Origin of the sequence: Kitasatospora sp. NPDC047058 (genome assembly GCF_040643935.1) — a bacterium.
Taxonomy (GTDB): Bacteria; Actinomycetota; Actinomycetes; order Streptomycetales; family Streptomycetaceae; genus Kitasatospora.
Genome location: NZ_JBEYVJ010000112.1, coordinates 1 through 21,921 on the forward strand (window position 1 = coordinate 1; position 21,921 = coordinate 21,921).

The 21,921-nt window shown below is 72.7% G+C and carries 18 protein-coding genes and 1 tRNA gene; 3 read left to right on the plus strand and 16 right to left on the minus strand.

The window, feature by feature from the left end:
* Positions 1 to 84 precede the first annotated feature (84 nt).
* From ABZ885_RS18680 to ABZ885_RS18750, 15 genes are all read right to left on the minus strand, one after another.
* Positions 85 to 1,491 carry an aspartate aminotransferase family protein gene (locus ABZ885_RS18680; RefSeq protein WP_360189319.1) on the minus strand — a complete coding sequence of 469 codons (1,407 nt, stop codon included), beginning with the start codon at positions 1,489 to 1,491 and terminating at the stop codon, positions 85 to 87.
* Entirely contained in the window at positions 1,481 to 3,391 is a 1,911-nt protein-coding gene (gene dxs / locus ABZ885_RS18685) for a 1-deoxy-D-xylulose-5-phosphate synthase (RefSeq protein ID WP_360189322.1), read from the minus strand. Before dxs ends, ABZ885_RS18680 begins: the two co-directional genes overlap by 11 nt.
* Positions 3,392 to 3,480: 89 nt before the next feature.
* Positions 3,481 to 4,506, minus strand: coding sequence for an adenosyl-hopene transferase HpnH (hpnH, locus tag ABZ885_RS18690; RefSeq protein WP_360189325.1), 1,026 nt, complete (start codon positions 4,504 to 4,506; stop codon positions 3,481 to 3,483).
* A 2-nt stretch (positions 4,507 to 4,508) separates the two neighbouring features.
* Positions 4,509 to 5,201, minus strand: coding sequence for a 1-hydroxy-2-methyl-2-butenyl 4-diphosphate reductase (locus tag ABZ885_RS18695; RefSeq protein WP_360189328.1), 693 nt, complete (start codon positions 5,199 to 5,201; stop codon positions 4,509 to 4,511).
* Positions 5,198 to 7,285, minus strand: a complete 2,088-nt coding sequence (gene shc / locus ABZ885_RS18700) for a squalene--hopene cyclase (RefSeq protein ID WP_360189331.1) — start codon at positions 7,283 to 7,285, stop codon at positions 5,198 to 5,200. The genes ABZ885_RS18695 and shc overlap by 4 nt, the downstream gene beginning before the upstream one ends.
* 7 nt (positions 7,286 to 7,292) lie before the next feature.
* Positions 7,293 to 8,324 carry a polyprenyl synthetase family protein gene (locus ABZ885_RS18705; protein WP_360189353.1) on the minus strand — a complete coding sequence of 344 codons (1,032 nt, stop codon included), beginning with the start codon at positions 8,322 to 8,324 and terminating at the stop codon, positions 7,293 to 7,295.
* A 194-nt stretch (positions 8,325 to 8,518) separates the two neighbouring features.
* Positions 8,519 to 9,946: a hydroxysqualene dehydroxylase HpnE gene (gene hpnE / locus ABZ885_RS18710; protein ID WP_360189334.1), complete on the minus strand. Its 1,428-nt coding sequence runs from the start codon at positions 9,944 to 9,946 to the stop codon at positions 8,519 to 8,521.
* A 136-nt stretch (positions 9,947 to 10,082) separates the two neighbouring features.
* Entirely contained in the window at positions 10,083 to 10,940 is an 858-nt protein-coding gene (hpnD, locus tag ABZ885_RS18715) for a presqualene diphosphate synthase HpnD (RefSeq protein ID WP_360189356.1), read from the minus strand.
* A gap of 41 nt (positions 10,941 to 10,981) precedes the next feature.
* Positions 10,982 to 11,962: a squalene synthase HpnC gene (gene hpnC / locus ABZ885_RS18720; RefSeq protein ID WP_360189337.1), complete on the minus strand. Its 981-nt coding sequence runs from the start codon at positions 11,960 to 11,962 to the stop codon at positions 10,982 to 10,984.
* 321 nt (positions 11,963 to 12,283) lie between these two features.
* Positions 12,284 to 13,093 (minus strand): ABC transporter ATP-binding protein, encoded by an 810-nt coding sequence (locus ABZ885_RS18725; RefSeq protein ID WP_360189340.1) that lies wholly within the window; start codon positions 13,091 to 13,093, stop codon positions 12,284 to 12,286.
* Positions 13,086 to 14,027 (minus strand): ABC transporter permease, encoded by a 942-nt coding sequence (locus ABZ885_RS18730; protein WP_360189343.1) that lies wholly within the window; start codon positions 14,025 to 14,027, stop codon positions 13,086 to 13,088. Before ABZ885_RS18730 ends, ABZ885_RS18725 begins: the two co-directional genes overlap by 8 nt.
* A gap of 189 nt (positions 14,028 to 14,216) precedes the next feature.
* On the minus strand, positions 14,217 to 15,062 hold the full coding sequence (locus ABZ885_RS18735; RefSeq protein ID WP_360189359.1) for a glycosyltransferase: 846 nt from the start codon (positions 15,060 to 15,062) through the stop codon (positions 14,217 to 14,219).
* Positions 15,063 to 15,127: 65 nt separating this feature from the next.
* Positions 15,128 to 15,865 (minus strand): CDP-alcohol phosphatidyltransferase family protein, encoded by a 738-nt coding sequence (locus tag ABZ885_RS18740; protein ID WP_360189362.1) that lies wholly within the window; start codon positions 15,863 to 15,865, stop codon positions 15,128 to 15,130.
* A 91-nt stretch (positions 15,866 to 15,956) separates the two neighbouring features.
* On the minus strand, positions 15,957 to 17,018 hold the full coding sequence (locus tag ABZ885_RS18745) for an iron-containing alcohol dehydrogenase family protein (protein ID WP_360189346.1): 1,062 nt from the start codon (positions 17,016 to 17,018) through the stop codon (positions 15,957 to 15,959).
* Positions 17,006 to 17,761, minus strand: a complete 756-nt coding sequence (locus ABZ885_RS18750; protein ID WP_360189348.1) for a phosphocholine cytidylyltransferase family protein — start codon at positions 17,759 to 17,761, stop codon at positions 17,006 to 17,008. The genes ABZ885_RS18745 and ABZ885_RS18750 overlap by 13 nt, the downstream gene beginning before the upstream one ends.
* Before the next feature lie 453 nt (positions 17,762 to 18,214).
* On the opposite strand from ABZ885_RS18750, the gene idi reads away from it, so the two are divergent.
* On the plus strand, positions 18,215 to 18,865 hold the full coding sequence (idi, locus tag ABZ885_RS18755; protein ID WP_360189351.1) for an isopentenyl-diphosphate Delta-isomerase: 651 nt from the start codon (positions 18,215 to 18,217) through the stop codon (positions 18,863 to 18,865).
* Positions 18,866 to 18,945: 80 nt separating this feature from the next.
* Here idi and ABZ885_RS18760 read toward each other — a convergent pair whose 3' ends face one another.
* Complete coding sequence (locus tag ABZ885_RS18760) at positions 18,946 to 19,425, minus strand: ATP-binding protein (RefSeq protein ID WP_360189365.1); 480 nt, start codon at positions 19,423 to 19,425, stop codon at positions 18,946 to 18,948.
* A gap of 345 nt (positions 19,426 to 19,770) precedes the next feature.
* Here ABZ885_RS18760 and ABZ885_RS18765 point away from each other — a divergent pair.
* A tRNA-Leu gene (locus ABZ885_RS18765) sits at positions 19,771 to 19,855 on the plus strand.
* A 316-nt stretch (positions 19,856 to 20,171) separates the two neighbouring features.
* Positions 20,172 to 21,848 carry an APC family permease gene (locus ABZ885_RS18770; RefSeq protein ID WP_360189367.1) on the plus strand — a complete coding sequence of 559 codons (1,677 nt, stop codon included), beginning with the start codon at positions 20,172 to 20,174 and terminating at the stop codon, positions 21,846 to 21,848.
* Positions 21,849 to 21,921: the final 73 nt, after the last annotated feature.

Genomic DNA, 21,921 nt, shown 5'->3' on the forward strand with positions numbered 1-21,921 from the left:
TGTCCGGGCGCGCCCGTATGTTTTTTTTTGTTTTTTTCCCCGGGGGGGTGGGTGGCCGTCCGGCCTCCCACCCCGCACCGCGGCTCAGCGGTTGCCGACCGCCTGCTTCACCAGCGTCCGGCCGAAGTCCCACATCAGGCCGCTCCCCCGGTGCGCGTCGTCCATCACGTCGGTGAAGGCGTCCACGAAACGGTCGACGTCCCGCTCGGTGATGATCAGCGGCGGGATCAGTTTGATCACTTCCAGGTGGTCGCCGGACACCTGCGTCAGGATCCGGTGCCGCTGCAGCAGCGGCACCACCACCATCTGGGCGAACAGCCCCTTGCGGGCCGCCTGCAGCGCCGTCCACCCGGTCCGCAGCTTCAGCGACTTCGGCCGGCCGAACTCGATGCCGATCATCAGACCGCGGCCGCGGACCTCGGCCAGCATCTCGTACCTGCCGACCAGCGCGGAGAGCCGCTCCCGGAACACGTCGCCGACCCGGCGGGCGTTCTCCACCACCTTCTCGTCCCGCATCACCTCCAGCGTGGCCAGCCCGGCCGCCATCGCCTGCGCGTTGGAGCCGAAGCTGGCCGAGTGCACCAGCACCCGGTCCATCGAGGAGTAGACCTTCTCGAAGATCCAGCTCTTGCCGAGGGTCGCGCCGACGGGCACGTAGCCGCCGGAGAGCGCCTTGGCCGCGCAGACCAGGTCCGGCAGCACGCCCTCCTCGTGCTGGTAGGCGAAGAAGTCCCCGGTCCGGCCGATGCCGGTCTGCACCTCGTCGCAGATCAGCAGCGCCTTGTGGTCGTGCAGCAGTTCCTGCGCCGCGCGCAGCCAGCCGGGTGGCGGCGCCTGCACTCCCTTGCCCTGGACCGGCTCCACGATCAGCGCCGCGACGTCGCCCTTCTTCAGCTCCTCGGCCAGCGCCGTGAGATCGCCGAGCGGGATGGCGGTGTCCGGCAGCAGGGGGTCGAACCCCTTGCGGAAGCCGCTCTCGCCGTTGACCGAGAGCGAGCCGGTGGTCAGCCCGTGGAACGCGTGGTCCGCGTAGAGGATCCGCCGCCGCCCGGTGGCGTAGCGGGCGAACTTGAGCGCCGTCTCGACCGCCTCCGTCCCGCTGTTGCCGAAGAAGACGCGGTCCAGCCCCGGTGCGTGGGAGAGCAGCCGCTCGGCGAGCAGGCCGGGCAGCGGCGAGCAGTCGAAGCGGACCAGGTCGGGCAGGTCGAGGTCCATCACCTGCTTGATCGCCGACCGCACCACCGGGTGGTGCCGGCCGAGCGCGAAGATGCCGAAGCCGGCCAGCATGTCGAGGTACTCGTTTCCCTCGGCGTCGTAGAAGTACGGTCCCTGGGCGCGCTCGTAGTACTTGTCGAAGCCGATGGTGTGCAGCATCCGCGGCAGCTGCGGGTTGAGGTAGCGGCTGTGCAACTCGTAACGCTCGGGCCCGCGTTCGGCGATCAGCGCGGCGAGATCGAAGCGGGCCCCGGTCGGGTCTGGGTCAGCCGGCATGGCGCTGGTTCGCTCCTCGGGTCGGTAGCAGGTTCTTGGCGAAGGCGGCGGTCTGGGCGGCGACCCCGGTGCCGGTCAGCCCGGTCTCCTCGAGGATCTCGCCGCGGGAGGCGTGCCCGAGGAACCGCTGCGGCAGGCCGAGCACCCGCACCGGGACGTCCACCTCGGCGTCCCGCAGGGCCTGGGCGACCGCGGCGCCGACCCCGCCGGTCCGGCCGTTGTCCTCGACGGTGACGACCAGCCGGTGCGCGGCGGCCAGGGCGGGCAGCGCCGGGTCGACCGGCTTGACCCAGCGCGGGTCGACCACGGTCGCGGTGAACCCCTCGGCGAGCAGCAGCCGCGCCGCGTCCAGCCCGGCGGCCGCGGTCGTCCCGACGGTGACCAGCAGGATCTCCGGCAGTTCCCCGGTGCGCAGCAGGACGTCCACCCCGCCGATCCGCTCGACGGCCGGCACGACCGGCCCGATGTTGGCCTTCGGGAAGCGCACCACGGTCGGCGCGTCCGGCACGTCCACCGCCTCGCGCAGCTGGGCGCGCAGCTGCTCGGCGTCACGCGGCGCGGCCAGCCGCAGCCCGGGGACGACCTGGAGGATCGACATGTCCCACATGCCGTTGTGCGAGGCGCCGTCCGGGCCGGTCACCCCGGAGCGGTCCAGGACGAAGGTGACGCCCAGCCGGTGCAGGGCGACGTCCATCAGCACCTGGTCGAAGGCCCGGTTGAGGAAGGTCGCGTACACCGCGACCACCGGGTGCAGCCCGCCGGTGGCCAGCCCGGCCGCGCTGGTCACGGCGTGCTGCTCGGCGATCCCGACGTCGAAGGTCCGCTCCGGGAAGGCCTTGGCGAACTTGGCCAGCCCGACCGGCTGGAGCATCGCGGCGGTGATCGCCACCACGTCCGGCCGCTCCGCCCCGAGCGCGAGCATCTCGTCGCCGAGGACCGACGTCCAGGAGACCCCGCCGTCGGGCGAGATGGGCAGGCAGGTGTACGGGTCGATCGGGCCCACGGCGTGGAACCGGTCCGCCTCGTCCTGCTCGGCCGGGCGGTAGCCGCGCCCCTTGACGGTCAGGCAGTGCACGATCACCGGGCCGCCGAAGCCGCGGGCCTGCCGCAGCGCCTGCTCCACCGCGGCCAGGTCGTGGCCGTCGATCGGCCCGAGGTACTTGAGCCCGAGGTCCTCGAACATGCCCTGCGGGGCGAAGGCGTCCTTGAAGCCCTTCTTGGCCCCGTGCAGCGCGTCGAAGATCGGCTGCCCGACCAGCGGGGTGCGCTGCAGCGCCTCCTTGCCGAGGGCGAGGAAGCGTTCGTAGCCCTGGGTGGTCCTCAGGGTGGCGAGGTGGTTGGCGAGGCCGCCGACGGTTCTCGCGTAGGAGCGTTCGTTGTCGTTGACGACGATGACCATCGGCCGGTCGCGCGCCTCGGCGATGTTGTTGAGCGCCTCCCAGGCGAGCCCGCCGGTGAGCGCGCCGTCGCCGATCACCGCGACGGTCTGCCGGTCGTACTGCCCGAGCAGCCGGGCCGCCTTGGCGAGGCCGTCGGCGTAGGAGAGCGCGGTGGAGGCGTGCGAGTTCTCGACCAGGTCGTGTTCGGACTCGGCGCGGGAGGGATAGCCGGACAGGCCGCCTTTGCTGCGCAGCCTGGAGAAGTCCTGGCGGCCGGTGAGAAGTTTGTGGACGTAGCTCTGGTGGCCGGTGTCCCAGACGATCCGGTCGTAGGGCGAGTCGAAGACCCGGTGCAGCGCGATGGTCAGTTCCACCACCCCGAGGTTCGGGCCGAGGTGGCCGCCGGTCCGGGTGACGGCGTCGATCAGGAACTCGCGGATCTCGTCCGCGAGGAGCGGGAGGTCGGCGGCCGGGATCTTCCGCAGGTCGGCCGGGGACTTGACGCTGGAGAGCATTGGCATGTGTTCACCTCACGACTCGGAGCGGTGCGGTGGTGCCCCCCTGTGGCGGGTGCCCGGCACGGGGCTGCTCCGGTGCCGGGCGGGTGTGTTCAGTGACCCCGGTTGGCGCTGACGGTCTCGGTGATCGCGCGCAGCGACTCCTTGAGGGAGCCCATGGTGGCGAGGACGGCCGTCGGCTCGTAGCCGCAGTGCGCCATGCAGTTGGCGCAGCGGGCGTCCCTGCCGCGGCCGTACTTGGACCAGTCGGTCTTCTCGATGAGTTCGCGGTAGGTGGGGACGTAGCCGTCGGCCATCAGGTAGCAGGGGCGTTGCCAGCCGAACAGCGAGTAGTTGGGGATGCCCCAGGCGGTGCACTCGAAGTCGACCTTGCCCTCCAGGAAGTCCAGGAAGAGCGGGCTGTGGTTGAGCCGCCAGCGCCGCCGGTTGCCGCCGGCGAAGGTCTTGCGGAAGAGGTCCCTGGTCTGGTCGACGCCGAGGAAGTGCTCCTGGTCGGGTGCCTTCTCGTAGGCGAACGCCGGGGAGATCATCATCTCGTCCACCTGGAGCTCGTCGTTCAGGTAGTCGAGCACGTCGATGATGGTCTGCGGGGTGTCGGTGTTGAAGAAGGTGGAGTTGGTGGTCACCCGGAAGCCGCGGCGCTTGGCCTCCTTGATCGCCTCGACGGCTTCGTCGAAGGTGCCCTCCTTGGCCACCGAGGCGTCGTGCCGCTCGCGCAGCCCGTCGATGTGCACGGTGAAGGTGAAGTAGGGCGAGGGCTTGAACCGGTCCAGCTTCTTGCGCAGCAGCAGCGCGTTGGTGCAGAGGAAGACGTACTTGCGGCGCTCGACCAGCTGCCGCACGATCTCGTCGATCTGCGGGTGCATCAGCGGCTCGCCGCCCGCGATCGAGACCATCGGGGCGCCCGACTCCAGCACCGCGCCGACCGCCTGGGCGACCGGCATCCGCTGCTTCAGCACGCCCGCGGGGTGCTGGATCTTGCCGCACCCCTCGCAGGCCAGGTTGCAGGCGAAGAGCGGTTCCAGTTCGACGATCAGTGGGAACTTGTCCCGTCGCTTGAGCTTCTGCTGCATGAGGTAGGTGCCGACCCGCACGGTCTGGCGCAACGGCATGGCCATGGCTAGCTCGCCTCCTGGGGGAGCGTCGAGGATGTGGGGTGGTGCCGGGTGCCGGCCACCGGGCCGCCGCGGCCCGGCCGGTTCCGTTCGTGCCAGTCGACCAGGGCGGGCACGGTGGCCCGCAGGGTGCGCCAGGCCCGGACGCCGGCCGGCAGGGTGCCCGGGCGCAGCAGCTCGTGCTCGGGGGTGTCGACGACGACCCGCAGGACGGCCGCGGGCAGGGCGGGGCGGAGCTCCTGGAGGGCGGCGAGCACCGCGGCGGCCTCCATGTCCACCGCGAGTGCGCCCTGCAGGTGGAGGGCGCGCCGCTCCAGGCCGCGCACCACGTGGTCGGCGGTGTGGTGCACCCCGGCGTGGGCGGTCAGGCCGCGCAGCCGGAGGGCCCGGGTGAGTTCCGGGCCCGAGCCGACGGGGAAGAGGTTCCCCTCGGCGTCGCGCACCCCGTTCGCGACGATCACGTCGCCGGGTGTCATCCCGGGCGCGACCGCCGCGCCAAAGCCGGCCACCACGACGGCGCCGTAGCCGCCGGGGGCCGAGGTGAGCAGCCGTCGGACGGCGTGCGCGGCCCGCCTCCGGCCGACCCCGGTGCGGACGAGCACCGGCGGGCCGCCGGCCGCGCCGCGCCAGTCCCCTCCGCGCAGGGACCACACCTCGGGGCCGAGCGCGCAGAGCACCAGCAGGGGGGCACGGTTCACCGGGCGGCCCCGATCGCCGGGGTGCCGGTCTCCCGGCCGGTGGCCGGACTGCCGTGCAGGTACCGGCCGAGCGCGGTGACGGGGAAGACCAGCCGGTACAGGTGGTAGTTGATGGAGAAGTCCCACGGGAAGCCGGTGCCGGTGAACTGCGGCTCGTCCCAGGTGCCCTCGGGCAGCTGGGTGCGGACCAGCCAGTCCACGCCGCGCTCGACCGCCGGGTTGGCCCGGCCGTCCGGGCCCTCGCCGGCCGCGAGCAGCGCCATCAGCGCCCACGAGGTCTGCGAGGCGGTGGAGTCGCCGCGCCCGGCCCAGCGGGCCGGGTCCTCGTAGGAGCGCATGTCCTCGCCCCAGCCGCCGTCGGTGTTCTGGCGGTCCTCCAGCCAGCGGACGGCGCGGCGGACCGCCGGGTGCTCGTCCGGGACGCCAGCCGCGACCAGGGCGGGCAGCACCGAGCCGGTGCCGTAGATGTAGTTGGTGCCCCAGCGGCCGAACCAGGAGCCGTCGGCCTCCTGGTTGCGCAGCAGCCACTCGACGCCGCGGCGGGTGCGCGGGTCCTTGGCCTTGCCGACCTCGGCGAGCATCTCCACCACGTGGGCGGTGACGTCGGCGGACGGCGGGTCGACCACCTCGCCGAAGTCGCAGAACGGCAGCTTGTTCGGCAGGGTGCTGGTGTTGTCGACGTCGAACGCGCCCCAGGCGCCGTTCTTGGACTGCATGCCGAGGTTCCAGCCGACGCCGCGGTCGACCGCGCCGCCGACCTTGGCGGGGTCGGGGTGGGCGACCCGGCGCAGCGCGAGCACCACCTCGGCGGTGTCGTCGATGTCGGGGTAGGTGTCGTTCTCGAACTCGAAGGCCCAGCCGCCGGGGGCGAGCGAGGGCCGCTGGACGGACCAGTCGCCGCGGCGGGTGATCTCCTCGGCGAGCATCCAGTCGACGGCCGAGACCAGCGCGGGGTGGTCGGCGGGCAGGCCGGCGTCGACCAGGGCGATGGTGGCCAGGCAGGTGTCCCAGACCGGGGACTGGCAGGCCTCCAGCCAGCGCCGGCCGTCCTCGGTGTGCACGGTGAAGCGGTCGAAGGAGGAGAGCCCGGCCTGCATGACCGGGTGGTCGAGCTCGTAGCCCTCGAGGTGCAGGGCGATCAGCGAGTAGACGGCGGGCGGCTGGATGCCGCCCCAGCAGCCGTCGGCCTCCTGCCGTTCGACGATCCAGCGGCAGGCCTGGGCGACGGCGAGCCGGCGCAGCGGGCGCAGTGCGCGGTGGTGGTAGGCGTGCAGCACCTTGTCGAGGCGTTCGAAGACGCCGTCCCAGGTGGTGGCGGGGGCGAGCGGGCGCTCGGGGAAGGGCTGCTCCGGGTCGGTGTGCAGCTCGGTGAGCGGGAAGGGTGCGGGGCGGACCGGGCGGTGGGCCGAGACGATGGTCAGCGGCACGATGGTCTGGCGGGCCCAGCAGCCGAAGGCGTAGATGTTCAGCGGGAGCCACCTGGGCACGAAGATGATCTCGGGCGGCATCTCGGGCAGCCGTTCCCACGGCCACCAGCCGAACAGGGCGAGCCAGATCCGGGTGAAGACCCGGGCGGCCGCGATGCCCCCGGCGGAGCGGACGTAGCGGGCGGCGGCGAGCATGTGCGGGGCGTTCGGCTCGTCGCCGGCCAGTCTGAGGGCGACGTAGGCCTCGACGGTGGTGGAGAGTTCGGCCGGGCCGCCGTGGAAGGTCGACCAGGTGCCGTCCTCCCGTTGTTGGGAGCGGATCCACTCGGCGGTGGCCTTGGTCTGCTCCTCCGTCCGGATGCCGAGGAACTGTCGGAGCAGTAAGTCCTCGGCGTCCATGGTGACGTTGGTTTCGAGGTCGCCCTTCCACCAGCCTTCGGAGCTCTGCAGCGAGAGCAGGTGGGTGGTGGCGCGGGCCAGTGCCTCCTCGGCGGAGGCGGGCCCGGTCTTCGGTCGCTCCCGGCCGTCGGGGCCGGGCGCATCGGGCCCTTCGGGCTGCCACCGCCCGGCGCTCAGCAGCGCCGGGGGGCGGTCGCCCACCGCGACCGGCTCGGAATCGTACTCAGGGTCGAGCCGGCCGTCCGCGGTTGCTGTCAACGTAACGTCACCTCTCTCGTACCACCACGAATTCGGCGAGTGCGACGAAGTGCTCGCGCACCACGTCGGGCATGGGCACCTCGTCCAGGGCGGCGAGGGCAGTCGTGTGCTGGCGGCGGGCCTCCTCCTGGGTCCAGGCGCGGCCTCCGGCCTCCTCGATCAGGGCGGCGCGGGCGGCGAGTTCGGGCTCGCTCTCCTCGCCGCGCCCCTTCGGGTCGGCCAGCTGTCCGGCGAGCCGTCGGGACGCGGCGCCGCCCTCTGCGAGGGCGGCGGCGACCGGCAGGGACTTCTTGCGCTGGCGCAGGTCGCCCCAGTGCGGCTTGCCGGTGACCTCGGTGGCACCCCAGATCCCGAGCAGGTCGTCCACCGCCTGGAAGGCCAGGCCCAGGTGGTGGCCGTAGCGCTGGAGGGCGTCCGACACCCGGTCGTCGGCGCCCGCCAGGACGGCGCCGATGGCGGAGGCGGCGGCGAGCAGGGCGGCGGTCTTGCCGCCCTCCATCTCCAGGCACTCGGCGACGGTGACGCTGTCCCGCTGCTCGAAGGCGACGTCCATGGCCTGGCCGTCGATGAGCCCGCGGGTGGCGGTGGTGAGCAGCCGGACGGCGCGTGCGGCGTCGGTGGCGCTCGCCACGCCGGTCGCCCCGGCGTCGAGGAGCACCTCCGTACCGAGCGTCGCCAGGGCATCGCCGACCAGGATCGCCTGGGCCGGACCGAAGACCGTCCAGGCGGTGGCCCGGTGCCGTCTGGTCTCGTCACCGTCCATCAGGTCATCATGAAGGAGGGAGAAGTTGTGCACCAGTTCAACAGCGACCCCACCGGGCACACCGGCCTCCGCCGGGGCGCCGACGGCCTGGGCGGAGAGCAGCGCCAGGGCCGGGCGGACGGCCTTGCCGCCGTCCCCCGCGGCCGGCGTGCCGTCCCGGTCGATCCAGCCGAAGTGGTAGGCCGCAACGGTGTCCATCGGTGCGGCCAAACGGGCGACGGCGGCCTTCAGCGGCGGGGTGCAGAGCGTGCGGCTGCGGGCGAGCAGCTCCGGCACCGAGACCGGTTCGGCGTGCGCCGTGCCTCCGACGGCAGTGCCGGTGCGTGACTCCACGTGCGTTCCCTCTCCCTGGTGGTGCCGGGCCGCACGGGACGGCCGGGCGCTTGCGATGTCGATGAGACCGGTACGGCCGGCCTGGCCGGCGTCGGGGCCGGCGGTTCTCGCGGGGTCGCCGACGGCGGGGCCCTGGGTCATCGGGGCCACCTCCCGTCGCCGTGGTCCACCGGGAGCCGGGTGCCGGCGAGCGCCGCGTCGGCCGCGGCGTGACCGCTGCGGACGGCACCTTCCATGGTCGCGGGCCACCCGGTGGCCGTCCACGCGCCGGCCAGCAGCAGGCCGGGGACGTTCGTCCGGGCGGACGGGCGCAGCGCGGCGGTGCCCGGGGCCGGGTCGAAGGTGGCGGTGCGCTCGCGGGTGACGAAGAAGTCCAGCACCTCGGCCTGCCCGGCGGCGGGCAGCAGCCGGGCGAGCTCCGGCAGGTAGCGGCGGCGCAGCTCGGAGACCGGCAGGTCGATCTCGTCCTGGACGGCGGACTGCGAGAGCGCCAGGTACTGGGCGTCCGGGTGGGCCCCGCCCAGCCCGGTGCCGGCCAGGCCGGAGTGCGCGGTGCGGTCGAAGACCCACTGCACCGGCGAGCCGAGCGCGGCGAAGAAGGGCTTGCGCAGCACCTTGCGGTCGTAGACGACGTGCACGTTGAGGATCGGCGCGGTGCCGAACCCGGCGAGCCGCTGCTGCCCCTCGATCGCGTCCGGCGGGAGCAGGGCGGCGGCGGCGTCCTGGGCGCCGGCCAGCACCACGGTGTCGGCGGTGAGCAGCTCGTCGCCCTCCAGCCGGACGGCGTGCTGGGGGACGGCGGGCTTGAGCTCGGCCACCCGGGCCCGCAGCAGCACCTTGACCCCGGCGCGCTCCAGCTCGGCGAGCGCGCGGTCGTGGTGGATGGTGCCGAGCGGGACGGCGGCCATGCCGATGTCGGAGGCCCCCGGGTCGGAGAGCAGGCCGGTCTTGAAGACCATCGCGGCCAGTGCCAGGGACACCTGCTCGGCGCGGGCGTTCAGGGTGGCGACGCCGACGAGGTCCCACAGCGCGGCGACGGTGCGCCCGTTCTGCCCGTTGGCGCGCAGCCAGGCGCCGAAGGAGACGGTGTCCAGCGCCGGGTCGGCGAGGTCGAGGCCTTGGAGGGCGAGTGCGCCGCGGACCACCCGGGCCCGGTCGGCCGGGCCCAGGTGCGGGTAGCGGGCCAGGCTGCCGGCCAGGTGGAGCGGGACGGGCAGGCCGGCCCGGCGGAGGCGGCCGAGCGTGCGCACCGGGGCCGCGTCGGGCCCGGACACGCCGAGCACCGGCACGTCGAGCCGGTCCTGGAGGTGGACCAGCCGGCCGGCGCCGAGCCGGTCGAGCAGGCCGCGGTAGGCGGTGCAGCAGCGCAGGTAGACGTGCTGGCCGTTGTCGACGGTCAGCTCGCCGCGCCGGAAGGAGAAGGCCAGCCCGCCCAGCCGGGGGCGCCCCTCGGCCAGGGTGACCCGGTGGCCGGCCTCGGCCAGCCGCAGCGCGGCGGTGATGCCCGCCAGACCACCGCCGACCACGACGGCGGCCGGGCGCGCGGCATCGGCTCGCCCGGTCATCGGCCTTCCCCCTCGTGTCCGGCACCCGGTCCGGCCGGGGCGTTCGTGGTCGACGTCGTGCCCATCCTGGTGGACAACACGGGCCCACCCAGCAGTGATTCCCCGCTGACACAGCGTGACAGAACTGCGGCGAGAATCAAGAACGCCCCCCGGCGAGCCCGGAAAGCGCCACGTACGCCTTCTCCCAGCCCGGCAGCGAGACGCGGCCGCGCAGCACCGACTCCGGGTCGGCGGCGATCCGGCCGAGCAGCCGGTGGTAGATGCCGGCCATCGCCGCGGTGCAGGCCCGGCTGCGGCGGTCCAGCATCGGCAGCAGCCGCAGGCCCTCCTCGAAGGCGGCCTGGGCCCGGGCGGCCTCGAAGGCCACCAGGCCGGTGAAGTCCGCGCCGGCCGGCGGCCTCGGCAGCGCGAAGCCCTGCTCGCAGCCGAACCGGGCGAGGTCCTCGGCGGGCAGGTAGGTCCGGCCGTTCAGGGCGTCCTCGCGCAGGTCGCGGAGGATGTTGGTGAGCTGCAGGGCCAGGCCCAGGGTGTCGGCGTAGTGCGCGCCGCGCTCCGGGTCGTCGCAGCCGTACACGCCGAGCGACAGCCGGCCGATCGCGCCCGCGACGCAGCGGCAGTAGACCTTGAGCTCCTCGTACGTCTGGTACTCGGCGCCCTTGAGGTCCATCTCGACGCCGTCGATCAGCTCGTCGAAGCCGCCGAGCGGGATCGGGAAGCGCCGGGCGGCGTCCGCCAGGGCGACCTTGATCGGGTCGGTGTCGTCCTCGGCGACCGCTCCGGCGCGGATCTCGCCCAGCAGCTCGCGGGTGCGCTGCAGCGCCTCGGCCTTGCGGTCGTCGGGGAGGTCCCCGTCGCCGATGTCGTCGACCCGGCGGGCCAGGGCGTACAGGGCCGACATGGCCAGCCGCTTCGGCTCCGGCAGCAGGCGGATGCCGTAGCTGAAGTTGCGGGCCTGCAGTCCGGTGACTGCCTCGCAGTACCGGTACGCCGCCATGACCTGCGCCGACGCCAGTGGTGATGCCGCCACTCGGGCGTTCACCTTCCCTTCGCGAAGATGGCCGCCGCCTTCGCTGCGAGGCGGCGCTTGTCGGGCTTCGCCTGCTGGGCGAGCACGTCGTACCCGGCGTCCTCGATGGCCGCCAGGGCCGCGTACCCGCCGGCGGTGAATCCCGCCAGGAGCAGTCGAAGCCTCCCCCGAACCGTACCTACCAATGGCGCGCCGTGGTCGAGCAGGGTGCGGGCCCGGGCGGCCTCGAAGGCGACCAGCTCACGGACGGGGCCGTCGGCGCTCGGGGCGGCGAGGTCCGCCTCGGTGACGCCGAACCGGGCGAGGTCCTCGGCGGGGAGGTAGATCCGGCCGCGGGCGAGGTCCTCGGCCACGTCCTGGAGGTGTTCGACCACCTGGAGGCCGCTGCAGACCGCGTCGGAGAGTTCGATCCGCTCGGGGGTGGCGACGCCGGCGATGGCCAGCACCAGGCGGCCGACCGGGTCGGCGGAGAGCGTGCAGTAGCCGATCAGGTCCTGGTAGGTGGCGTAGCGGGCGGTGGTCTGGTCCACCCGGTTGGCCTCGATCAGACGGCGGAACGGTTCGGGGGTCAGCGCCCGCCGGTCCACCAGCGGGACGAGGGCGCGCATCAGCGGGTGGCGCGGGGCCTCGGCGGTGCCGGGGTGCAGGGCCGACTCGAACACCCGGTCGAGGTCCTGCTCCAGGGCGTCGAGCAGGGCGAGCCGGAAGGCGACCTCGGCCGGACCGGGCGGACCGGGCTGGGCCGAAGGGGTGACCGAGGGGTCGGCCCCGGCGGCGGGCCCGGCGGCGGGGGGCGGCCCGGCGACGCCGAGCAGCCGGGCGGTGCCGGCCGGGTCGGCCAGGTCACCGTCACCGGCGTCGTCCACCAGGCGCGCGAAGCCGTAGACCGCCATCAGGTCGTCGCGCCAGGCGGCGGGCAGGAAGAACGGGGCGACCGGGAAGTTCTCCGCGCTCGCCTTGTCCAGGGTCCCCCCCGTCGAGCGGTCCACTGGCTCACTGCTGGGCTGGGCCGAAGCCGACACTGCTGTCACTCCCCCGTTCTACACCGCTCCGCGCGACCTCCCCGAGTCGGACACGCGTCCGATACCGGGAGTCCCGTCCGACACACCACCCCCGTGCCTTACAGCCTGGCACCACCGGCCGCGCCGGAGAAGACCGGCCCGCCCGGCGCGCGGGGCGCTCACCCGCGCAGCGGCGGGCCACCCGGGGTACCGCGGGGGCACACGGCACCGGTGCACGGCCGGGGGCACACGGCAGGGGCCGGTACCGGGCAGTCCCCGGTACCGGCCCCTCCGTGCGTCGCGCCGGGGCTACGGCCGCTCGCCGCGCTCGTAGCGGCCCACGACCTCATCGGTCGGGCCGTCCATGACCAGCTCGCCGGCCTCGATCCAGATGGTCCGCTCGCAGACCTCGCGGATCGAGTTGTTGTCGTGGCTGACCAGGAAGACCGTACCGGCGGAGCCCCGCAGCTCGTCGATCCGCTTCTTGCTGCGCTGCTGGAACGCCTGGTCGCCGGTGGCCAGCGCCTCGTCGATCAGCAGCACGTCGTGGGTCTTCGCCGCGGCGATGGAGAACCGCAGGCGGGCGCCCATGCCGGAGGAGTAGGTGCGCATCGGCAGGGAGATGAAGTCGCCCTTGTCGTTGATGCCGGAGAAGTCGACGATCTCCTGGTAGCGCGCCTTCACCTGGGCGGGGGTCATGCCCATCGCCAGGCAGCCGAGGATGACGTTGCGCTCACCGGTGAGCTCGTTCATCAGCGCGGCGTTGACGCCCAGCAGCGAGGGCTGGCCGTTGGTGTAGATGCCGCCCTTCTCGGTCGGCAGCAGGCCGGCGATCGCCGCGAGCATGGTCGACTTGCCGGAGCCGTTGGAGCCGATCAGGCCGATCGCCTCGCCCTTGTACGCGGTGAAGCTGATGCCCTTCACCGCGTGCACCTCGCGCACGCCGGAGCCGCGCTTGCGGCTGATGATGCGGCTGATCGCCGAGGTGGCGCTGCCCTTGCCCGAGCCGGCGCCGTGCACCCGGTAGACGATGTGCACGTCGTCGACGACCACGGTGGGCTCGCGGGCGACGTCGCTGTCCTGCACGGACAGGCTCTTTTCCAGGTCGGTGTCAGCCACGGCCGTACTCCTCCTCGGCCTTCCAGAAGAAGACGTATCCGATCACGAACATCACGACCGCCCAGGCGATGCCGTAGGTCCACAGGTGCGGCGGGAGGGTCTGGTGCTGGGGGACGTGCTTGTTGTAGATGACCGGCGCGAGCGCGTGCCGGACCAGGTCCATGTAGATCGACGCCGGGTTGACCTGCATCACCTTCTGCCAGAACGGCGGCCAGGAGTTGATCTTGTCCTGGATGCTGAACATCACGCCGGAGAGGAACATCCAGGCGCGCATGGCGAACGGGATCAGCTGGGAGATGTCACTGGTCTTGGCGCCGATCCGCGCCATCACCAGGGCCACACCGGTGTTGAACAGCGACTGCAGGATCAGGGCGGGCACCACCAGCACCCAGGTCCGGCCCGGGTCGATGCCGCTGATCAGCACCACGCCGACCAGCACGACCATCGAGATCAGCAGCTGCTGGAGCTGGATCACGGTGAAGGCGATCGGCAGCGAGGCCCGGGGGAAGTGCAGGGCGCGGATCAGCCCGAGGTTGTCGGAGATCGCCCGGGTGCCGGACTGCACCGCGTTCTGGGTGAACTGGAAGACGAAGACGCCGATGCAGAGCCAGGCGGTGTAGGTGCCCGCCGGGAACCCGTCCTTGTTCTTCAGGATCACACCGAAGACCAGGTAGAACACCGCGCAGTTCAGCAGCGGGGTCACGACCTGCCAGAGCTGGCCGAGCTTGGCGTCGGTGTACTGGGCCACCAGTCGTGCGGTGGCGAAGGCCCAGATGAAGTGGCGCCGCGCCCACAGCTGCTTGGTGTAGGCGAGGAGGCCGGGCCGTCTGCCGCTGACCGCCAGGCCGTACTTGTCCGCAAGCTGCTTGGGGGTCAGGCCCGCGTCCGCCCCCCTCGGGGCTGAGAGGCTGACGGGTTCACTCACTGTCGACACATTCGTCCTTCGCGCGGGATCGGGTCGGGGCGGGCCGGTCGGCGGGGGTCCGCCGGCCTTGCGCCGAGGGGGATCCACTCGGATCACGGGGGGAGTCCGGCCGGTGTGTGGTCACCGGCCGCAGCGATCGGGCCGACCGTACGGCTGTACGACCGGTCCGATCGGCCTGCCGTACGGTCATCGGACAGGTCAGATGACCGGTGGCCGGCCCAGCCTGGTCAGTCGCCAAACGGTACGCCATCGCATGGGCCGCCGCGTACCGCAGGGTTCGCGCCAGCCCGCCCGGAACCCGCCCCACCAGGCCTTCAGCGCCTCGGGGGAGGGGCGGCGGGCCAGGGTCAGCAGGAACCAGGTTCCCAGATAGAGAGGCACGAACAGGGCCGGAAGGTTCCGCCGGGCGAGCCACACCCTGTTGCGGGCCACGTTGTGGAAGTACGTCGCGTGCCGGGCGGGCGAGGTGGTGGGGTGGTGCAGCACCACGTCCGCCCGGTAGTCGATGGCCCAGCCGGCGTCCAGCGCGCGCCAGGCGAGGTCGGTCTCCTCGTGCGCGTAGAAGAACTCGGCGGGCAGCTGCCCGGCCTGCTCGAACACGGTGCAGCGCACGGCGCTCGCGCCGCCCAGGAAGGTGGTCACCCGGGAGGAGCGCAGCGGGTCGCTGGCGCGCAGCCGGGGGACGTGCCGGCGCTGGGTGACGCCGGTGTCCGGGTCGGCGATCCGGAAGCTGACGATGCCCAGCTCCGGGTCGGCGGTGAAGGCCTCGCGCAGCAGGCGGGCCGAGTCGGTGCGCGGCAGGTGGCCGTCGTCGTCCAGGAAGAGGACGGCGTCCACCTCCTTGCCGTCCCGGCCGAACAGCTCGATGCCGACGTTGCGGCCGCCCGGGATGCCGAGGTTCTCCGGCAGCTCGACGGCGCGCACGCCCGCCGGCAGCGGCGGGAGCGGGGCGCCGTTGGCGACCACGGCCAGCTCGACGGCGGGGCCCTCCTGGGCCCGGACCGACTCGATCAGCGCGGTCAGCTCGTCCGGGCGGTTGCCCATGGTGATGATCACCGCGCCGAGCCGGAAGGTGTCGGCGGCGGTCGCGGCGCCCCCGGTCACGGCGCTCACCGGAGCCTGCTCGACAGGACGATGCTCAGCAGGTGCAGCACGGTCTGCAGCATGGCGATCGCGGCCAGCACGACCACCGCGAGCCGGGTGAAGACCAGTCCGCCGTGCACGGCGTCCGCGATGCCGGCGGCCAGGATGAACAGCGAGGCCTCGACCGCGCCGACCAGCCGGTGGAACTTCAGCAGCGACGCCACCCGGCGGGCCTTGGCGACCCCGGCCGAGCGCGGCACCGAGGCGCTGTCCTCGACCGCCGTCATGCCGCTGCGGGCACGGGCCACGTCGACCAGGTCGGTCTCGGACTTGATCAGGATGGCGCCGAGCGCGGCCAGCGTGCCGAGGAAGGCCCACTCCCAGTGGGAGCCGCCGCCCTCGCGGTGCAGCAGGTCGGTGGCGCGCAGGCCGAGGCCGGTCAGCAGGGCCGCCTCGGACATGTAGTGGCCGACCCGGTCCAGGTAGACGCCGGTGAGCGAGGTCTGCCGGCGCCAGCGGGCCACCTCGCCGTCGACGCAGTCCAGCAGCAGGTAGACCTGGATGAGCAGGGCCCCGAGGACCGCGCCGGCCAGGCCGGGGATGACGAGCGCGGCACCGGCGAGGATGCCGGTGAACATCATCAGGTAGGTCAGGCCGTTGGGCGTGATCGCCGTCATGGTGGAGAGCACACGGGTGATCCGCAGCGAGATCTTCCGCATGTAGAGGCGGCCCGCCCAGTGCTCGGCGCTGCGGCGCTGGAGCATGCCCTCCGGGTGGATCACCGCGCGCAGTTCCTCGATCGAGGGGCGGCGGGTCAGGTCCACCGGGGCCGGGGAGGGGCCCTTCGTGGACGGCTCAGCTGTTGACGGCTTGGACATAGTCGGCGTACGCGTCCCTGATTGCGGAAGGGGAGAGGTCGAGGTGCTCAAGAATGGTGAAGCGGCCCGGACGGGTGTTCGGAGCGTAGTGCACCGCCTCGGTGAACTCCGCCTCGGTGAAGCCGATCTGGGCTGCGGTCACCGGCAGTCCGTGGCGCGCCAGGCGCTCCACGATCAGGCCGGTCAGCTCGCGCTCGCCCCGCAGGAAGCTGGCGAAGGCCGCCCCGAGGCCGACCTGTTCGCCGTGCTGGGCGGACCGCTTGGGATACAGCACGTCCAGGGCATGCGAGATCTCGTGGCAGGCGCCCGAGGAGGGCCGGGTGCTGCCCGCGATGTTCATCGCGATGCCGGACAGTACCAGGGCTTCCGCGAGTGCAGTAAGGAGGTCCTGATCCTGGAGGTTTCCTGGGTGCCGCAGCAGGTTCTCGCCCGCCGAACGGGCCATCGCGACGGCCAGTCCGTCCACCCGTTCACCGGTCTCGGCCTGCGACAGCTCCCAGTCGGCGCACGCCGAGATGTTGGAGATGACGTCGCCGATGCCGGCCGCCACGAAGCGCGGCGGGGCCTGCCGGATCACGTCCAGGTCGACCACGATGCCGATCGGGCTGGGCACCCCGTAGGAGCCCCGGCCGGCGTCGTTGTCGAGGGTGGAGACCGGCGAGCAGATGCCGTCGTGGGCGAGGTTGGTGGCGACCGCGACCAGCGGCAGGCCGACCCGCGCGGCGGCGTACTTGGCGGCGTCGATGATCTTGCCGCCGCCGAGGGCCACGACGGTGTCGTAGTGCCCGCCGCGCATCTCCTCGGCCAGCCGGACCGCGCTGTCGAGGCTGCCGTCGTCCACGTTGTACCAGTCGGCGCCGGGCAGGGCCGGCTCCAGCCGCCGGCGCAGCACCTCACCGGAGCCGTTGCTGATCGCCACGGCGATCCGGCCCGAGGCGGAGAGCCGCTGGTCCGCGAGGATGCCGCCGAGGGCGTCCAGCGCCCCCGAGCGGACCTCGACGAAGACCGGCGACGGCACCAGCCGGGTCAGTACTGGCACGCGATCTCCCGCGCCTTGGCCAGGTCGTCGTGGTTGTCGACCTCGACCCAGGAGACCTCGCCGATCGGCTGGACGTCGATCCGCAGGCCGCGGTCGACCATCTCCTGGTAGCCGTCCTCGTAGTACAGCTGCGGGTCGCGCTCGTAGGTGGCGCGCAGCGCGTCGGTGAGGTCGGCGGCGGCGGCGGGGTTGATCACGGTGACGCCGATGTACTCGCCGGTGGCCTCGGACGGGTCCATCAGCTTGGTGATGCGGCGCATGCCGGCGGCCGGGTCGACGACGACCTTCATCTCCTCGTCGGCGAGCTTCTTCACCGTGTCGAGGGCGAGCAGGATGCCGGGGGCGTTGCCGCTCTCGGCGAGCCGGGCGTTGCCCTCCAGCATGGTGCGCTGGACGGAGGCCGGGTGGACGGTGTCGCCGTTGGCGAGCAGCAGGCCCTCGGTGAAGAGCTCGCGGGCGCACCAGAGGGAGTAGGCGTTGTTCCACTCCTCGGCCTTGTCGTTCTCGACCAGGGTGAGCTTGACGCCGTACTTCTGCTCCAGCGCGGTCTTGCGGTCGTACACGGCCTCCTTGCGGTAGCCGACGACGATCGCCGCCTCGCGCAGGCCGACCTCGGCGAAGTTGCCGAGGGTGAGGTCCAGGACGGTCCGCTCCCCGTCGACCGGCACCAGCGCCTTGGGCAGGGTGTCGGTGTACGGGCGCAGTCGGCGGCCGGCGCCGGCTGCCAGAACGAGGCCGATCATGCGGGGTCTCCTGATCCGTCGTGCTGTGCGCTGCCGCCGACGGTCGCGGTGGCGCGCCGATACCGGCGAGGATGCGGGCACCGTGTCGTAAGTGATGGTAGGCGACCGCGGCGACCAGCCCGAACGCGGCCGGGGGTGGTCGCGGGCCCTCCGGAGCGGCTCCGGGGGCGGGCCGGGGCCCGTGCTGCGGGCGGGCGGCGGGGCGCGGAGCGGGGTCGTGAAGAAGAGGTGCGGCCGAGGTGTCGATTTCTCCGCGCGGGCCGGTCGGATCGAACGCGCGCCGAACGGTTTCCGAACGGATTTGCCAGCCCGACGCCCGTTCCGACGACAGGAACGGCCCGCGAACGGTCATGATCCGCCCGGTTGTGCGTGGGACCCCTGTGCACCGCCACCCGTACGGCAGACTGGGGCACGACGCCACCGGTGCTCCCTTTTGCCCCCGAAAGAGGCCTCATGCCCCAGAGTCCGCCGACCAACCCGACGCACTTCACCTCCGAGATCGACACCGGTCTCGACGTGGAGACCGACGTGACGGCCGACCCCCGGGCCGCGGCCGGCGCGTCCGGCCCCGAGATCCTGCTCGAACTCGTCGACGACGAGGGCGTCACGATCGGCACCGCCGAGAAGCTCTGGGCACACCAGCAGCCGGGCCGGCTGCACCGGGCGTTCTCGGTCTTCCTCTTCGACCGGCAGGGCCGGCTGCTCCTCCAGCGCCGCGCACTGGGCAAGTACCACTCCCCCGGTGTCTGGTCGAACACCTGCTGCGGCCACCCGTACCCCGACGAGGCGCCGTTCGTCGCCGCCGCCCGGCGCACCGCGGAGGAGCTGGGCGTCGCACCGGCGCTGCTCTGCGAGGCGGGCACCGTCCGCTACGACCTGCCGGACGAGGCCTCCGGCCTGATCGAGCGGGAGTGGAACCACCTCTTCGTCGGCCTGGTCACCGGGGAGGTGAAGCCGGATCCGGACGAGGTGGGCGACTACGCCTTCGTCACCGCGCAGGAGCTGCGAGAGCTGGAGGCGGAGCGGCCGTTCTCGGTGTGGTTCCGGACGGTCTTCGAGGCGGCACTGCCGGGCATCCGGGAGATCGCCGGGCGGGACTGGTAGCCGGGAGGCGCGGGCGGGAGCACCGCTGCGCGCCGCCGGACGGGCCCCGGGGGCCGGACAGCCCTTGATCCGCCCCCCGCTCAGTCCGTCTCCTCCCGGGGGACGGGCAGCGAGGCCCAGATGACCTTGCCGCCCTCCCCCGTCCGCTCCACGTCACACACCCCGCCGGCCTGCAGGGTCACACTCTTGACCAGCAGCAGGCCGCGCCCGCCGGTCCGCCAGGTGTCGCCCTCCAGCGCCTTCGGCCGGTACGGGTCGCCGTCCTCGACCGAGACCCGCACCCAGCCGTCGCGGACCGCCAGCTCGGTGGTCACCTCCGGGGACTTCTCGGCGGCGTGCGTCACGGCGTTGCTCACCAGCTCGGAGACGATCAGCAGCACGTCGTCCACCAGCTCCTGGTACCGCACCCCGGCCATGCCCTGGGCGAGCAGCCGGTCCCGCACCGCGTGCCTGGTCCGCGGCACCGAGGCCTCCGCCGCCGGCACCGCGAACCGCCACACGCCCTCGCCCGGCCCGGCGGCCCCGCGCCGTCTCGGTCCGGCCTCCGCCGACCCGCTGATCTGCTCCAGCTCCACGTCCAGCCGCCCTTCGTCCGCGACCCCGGGAATCAGGCGTTCCGCTCATGGCGCCCTCGGTCCACAGAGGCTAGGAGAGCGACCCTCGGCACCGTGGCACCGTCGACAACTTGGCCGTGTCGGATCGGTCCCGGCCGGTTCCGATCGTCCGGTGGTCACAACCCGACCGGTTCCCGCCCCGGAAGCACCGCTTCGTTCACCCTCGCGAAGCATCCCCGCCACCCCGGTGATCCCCACCGGGGAAACGCAGGTGAGAAGCACTCCGGAACCCTGGTAATGTTCTCTCTGTCGCCGAGGGGGCGAAAGAAAAGCCCCCGAAGCACACACCCCGTCCGGGTGGCGGAATGGCAGACGCGCTAGCTTGAGGTGCTAGTGCCCTTTATCGGGCGTGGGGGTTCAAGTCCCCCCTCGGACACCGGTAATTCCCCGTGGGAACTCGAAAGAGATCCCACGGGGAATTTCTTTTTCCCCGCTTCCGGGCATCCCCCCCGCCGTCGACCCGCTCCGGCCGACCCTGACCGGCCTTGACCGGCTCTGACCTGCTCCGATCTGCGGACGCAGGGGTCCGATAGTCGGACACGAGATGGCAACGATCGGGTGATCTGAGCTTTATCTGAGGCTTTGGTCCGATTTAGCACCATAGCCTGCTGTGCGTTTGTCCGGACACCGACCAATGGCGAGTCCGGACCCGGACGAAGCCACCGATCAGACAGAGGACCGATACGTTGAGCGTGCCCGAGCCGGCGACGGCATCCCACCAGCACTACCGCCGCTCGCTCGGCACCATCAGCCTGACCGCCGTCGGCCTGGGCTCGATCATCGGGTCGGGCTGGCTGTTCGGCGCGGAGCGCGCCGCACGGCTGGCCGGGCCGGCCTCCATCGTCGCCTGGGTGATCGGGGCCGCGGTGGCGCTGACCATCGCGCTGACCTACAGCGAGCTTGGCTCGATGTTCCCCAAGGCCGGCGGGATGGTGCGGTACGGCCAGTACTCGCACGGCTCCCTCGCGGGCTACCTGGCCGCCTGGGCCAACTGGATCGCGATCGTCTCGGTGATCCCCGGCGAGGCGACCGCCTCCGTCCAGTACATGAGCTCCTGGAAGTTCGGCTGGGCCAAGGACCTGTACGACGGGCAGGAACTGACCCTCAGCGGGGTGGCCCTGGCCAGCGTGCTGCTGGTCGGCTACTTCGCGCTGAACTGGTTCGCGATCACGCTGTTCGCCAAGACCAACACCGCGATCACCGTGTTCAAGGTGGTCGTCCCGACCCTGACGGCCGGCGCGCTGCTGCTCGCGCACTTCGACACCGCGCACTTCACCGACCACGGCGGCTTCGCGCCGAACGGCTGGAGCGCGGTGTTCACGGCGGTCGCCGTCTCCGGCATCGTCTGGGCGTTCAACGGCTTCCAGTCCCCGCTCAACCTGGCCGGCGAGGCCCGCAACCCCGGCAAGTCGCTGCCCAAGGCCGTGATCGGCTCGATCCTGATCGCGCTGGTGATCTACGTCGCGCTGCAGGTCGCCTTCCTCGGCGCCGTCCCGGCCGCCGACCTGGCGAACGGCTGGGGCGGCCTCGGCTACACCTCCCCGCTGGCCGACCTGTCGATCGCCTGGGGCCTGAACTGGCTCGCGCTGCTGCTGTACGCGGACGCCTTCGTCTCCCCCAGCGGCACCGGCATGATCTACGCCGCCACCACCTCGCGCATGATCCACGGCGTGCAGGAGAACGGCCACCTGCCGTCGGTCTTCGGCCGGGTGGACGCCAAGACCGGCATCCCGCGCCCCGCCCTGCTGCTCAACCTGCTGATCGCCTTCCTGTTCCTCGCCGTCTTCCGCGGCTGGGGCTCGCTCGCCGAGATCGTCTCGGTCGCCACCGTGATCTCGTACATCACCGGCCCGGTCGCCGTGATGGCGCTGCGCCGCCTCGCCCCCGAGCTGCCGCGCCCGGTCCGGCTGCGCGCGATGCCGGTGATCGCCCCGGTCGCGATGGTCTTCGGCTCCCTGGTGCTCTACTGGGCCCGCTGGCCGCTGACCGGCAAGGTCATCCTGCTGATGGCCGCCGGCCTGCCGATCTGGGCCTGGTACGAGCTGCGCAAGCCGTTCGCCGAGCTGAAGCCGCACCTCAAGGCGGGCGCCTGGATGGTCGCCTACCTCTTCGTGATGGCCGCCGTCTCCTGGGCCGGCTCGACCGACTTCGGCGGCCAGGGCTACCTGCCCGAGGGCTGGGACCTGCTGGTCGTCGCCGCGATCGGTTTCGCCTTCTACCACTGGGGCGTCGCCAGCGCCTGGGCCAACCCGTCGCTGGCCGCAGTGAAGGACGAGCTCGCCGCCGAGGCGGACGCCGCGGCCGGTGCCGAGGGCGCCGCGCTGCCGCACCAGGCCGGCGAGGCCTCGCGGGTCCGAGCGGAGTCCTGAGCAGGGTCCTGAGCGGAGTCCTGAACAGAGGACGCGCCGTGCGCGGGAGCGCCGGCCGGGGATCGCCCCGGCC

Coding starts and splice junctions, on each gene's coding strand:
- ABZ885_RS18680 (WP_360189319.1), bottom strand. CDS start 1,491: ATGCCGGCTGACCCAGACCCGACCGGGGCCCGCTTCGATCTCGCCGCG.
- dxs (WP_360189322.1), bottom strand. CDS start 3,391: ATGCCAATGCTCTCCAGCGTCAAGTCCCCGGCCGACCTGCGGAAGATC.
- hpnH (WP_360189325.1), bottom strand. CDS start 4,506: ATGGCCATGCCGTTGCGCCAGACCGTGCGGGTCGGCACCTACCTCATG.
- hpnE (WP_360189334.1), bottom strand. CDS start 9,946: ATGACCGGGCGAGCCGATGCCGCGCGCCCGGCCGCCGTCGTGGTCGGC.
- hpnD (WP_360189356.1), bottom strand. CDS start 10,940: ATGGCGGCGTACCGGTACTGCGAGGCAGTCACCGGACTGCAGGCCCGC.
- ABZ885_RS18735 (WP_360189359.1), bottom strand. CDS start 15,062: ATGGGCAACCGCCCGGACGAGCTGACCGCGCTGATCGAGTCGGTCCGG.
- ABZ885_RS18740 (WP_360189362.1), bottom strand. CDS start 15,865: ATGCTCCAGCGCCGCAGCGCCGAGCACTGGGCGGGCCGCCTCTACATG.
- ABZ885_RS18750 (WP_360189348.1), bottom strand. CDS start 17,761: ATGATCGGCCTCGTTCTGGCAGCCGGCGCCGGCCGCCGACTGCGCCCG.
- idi (WP_360189351.1), top strand. CDS start 18,215: ATGCCCCAGAGTCCGCCGACCAACCCGACGCACTTCACCTCCGAGATC.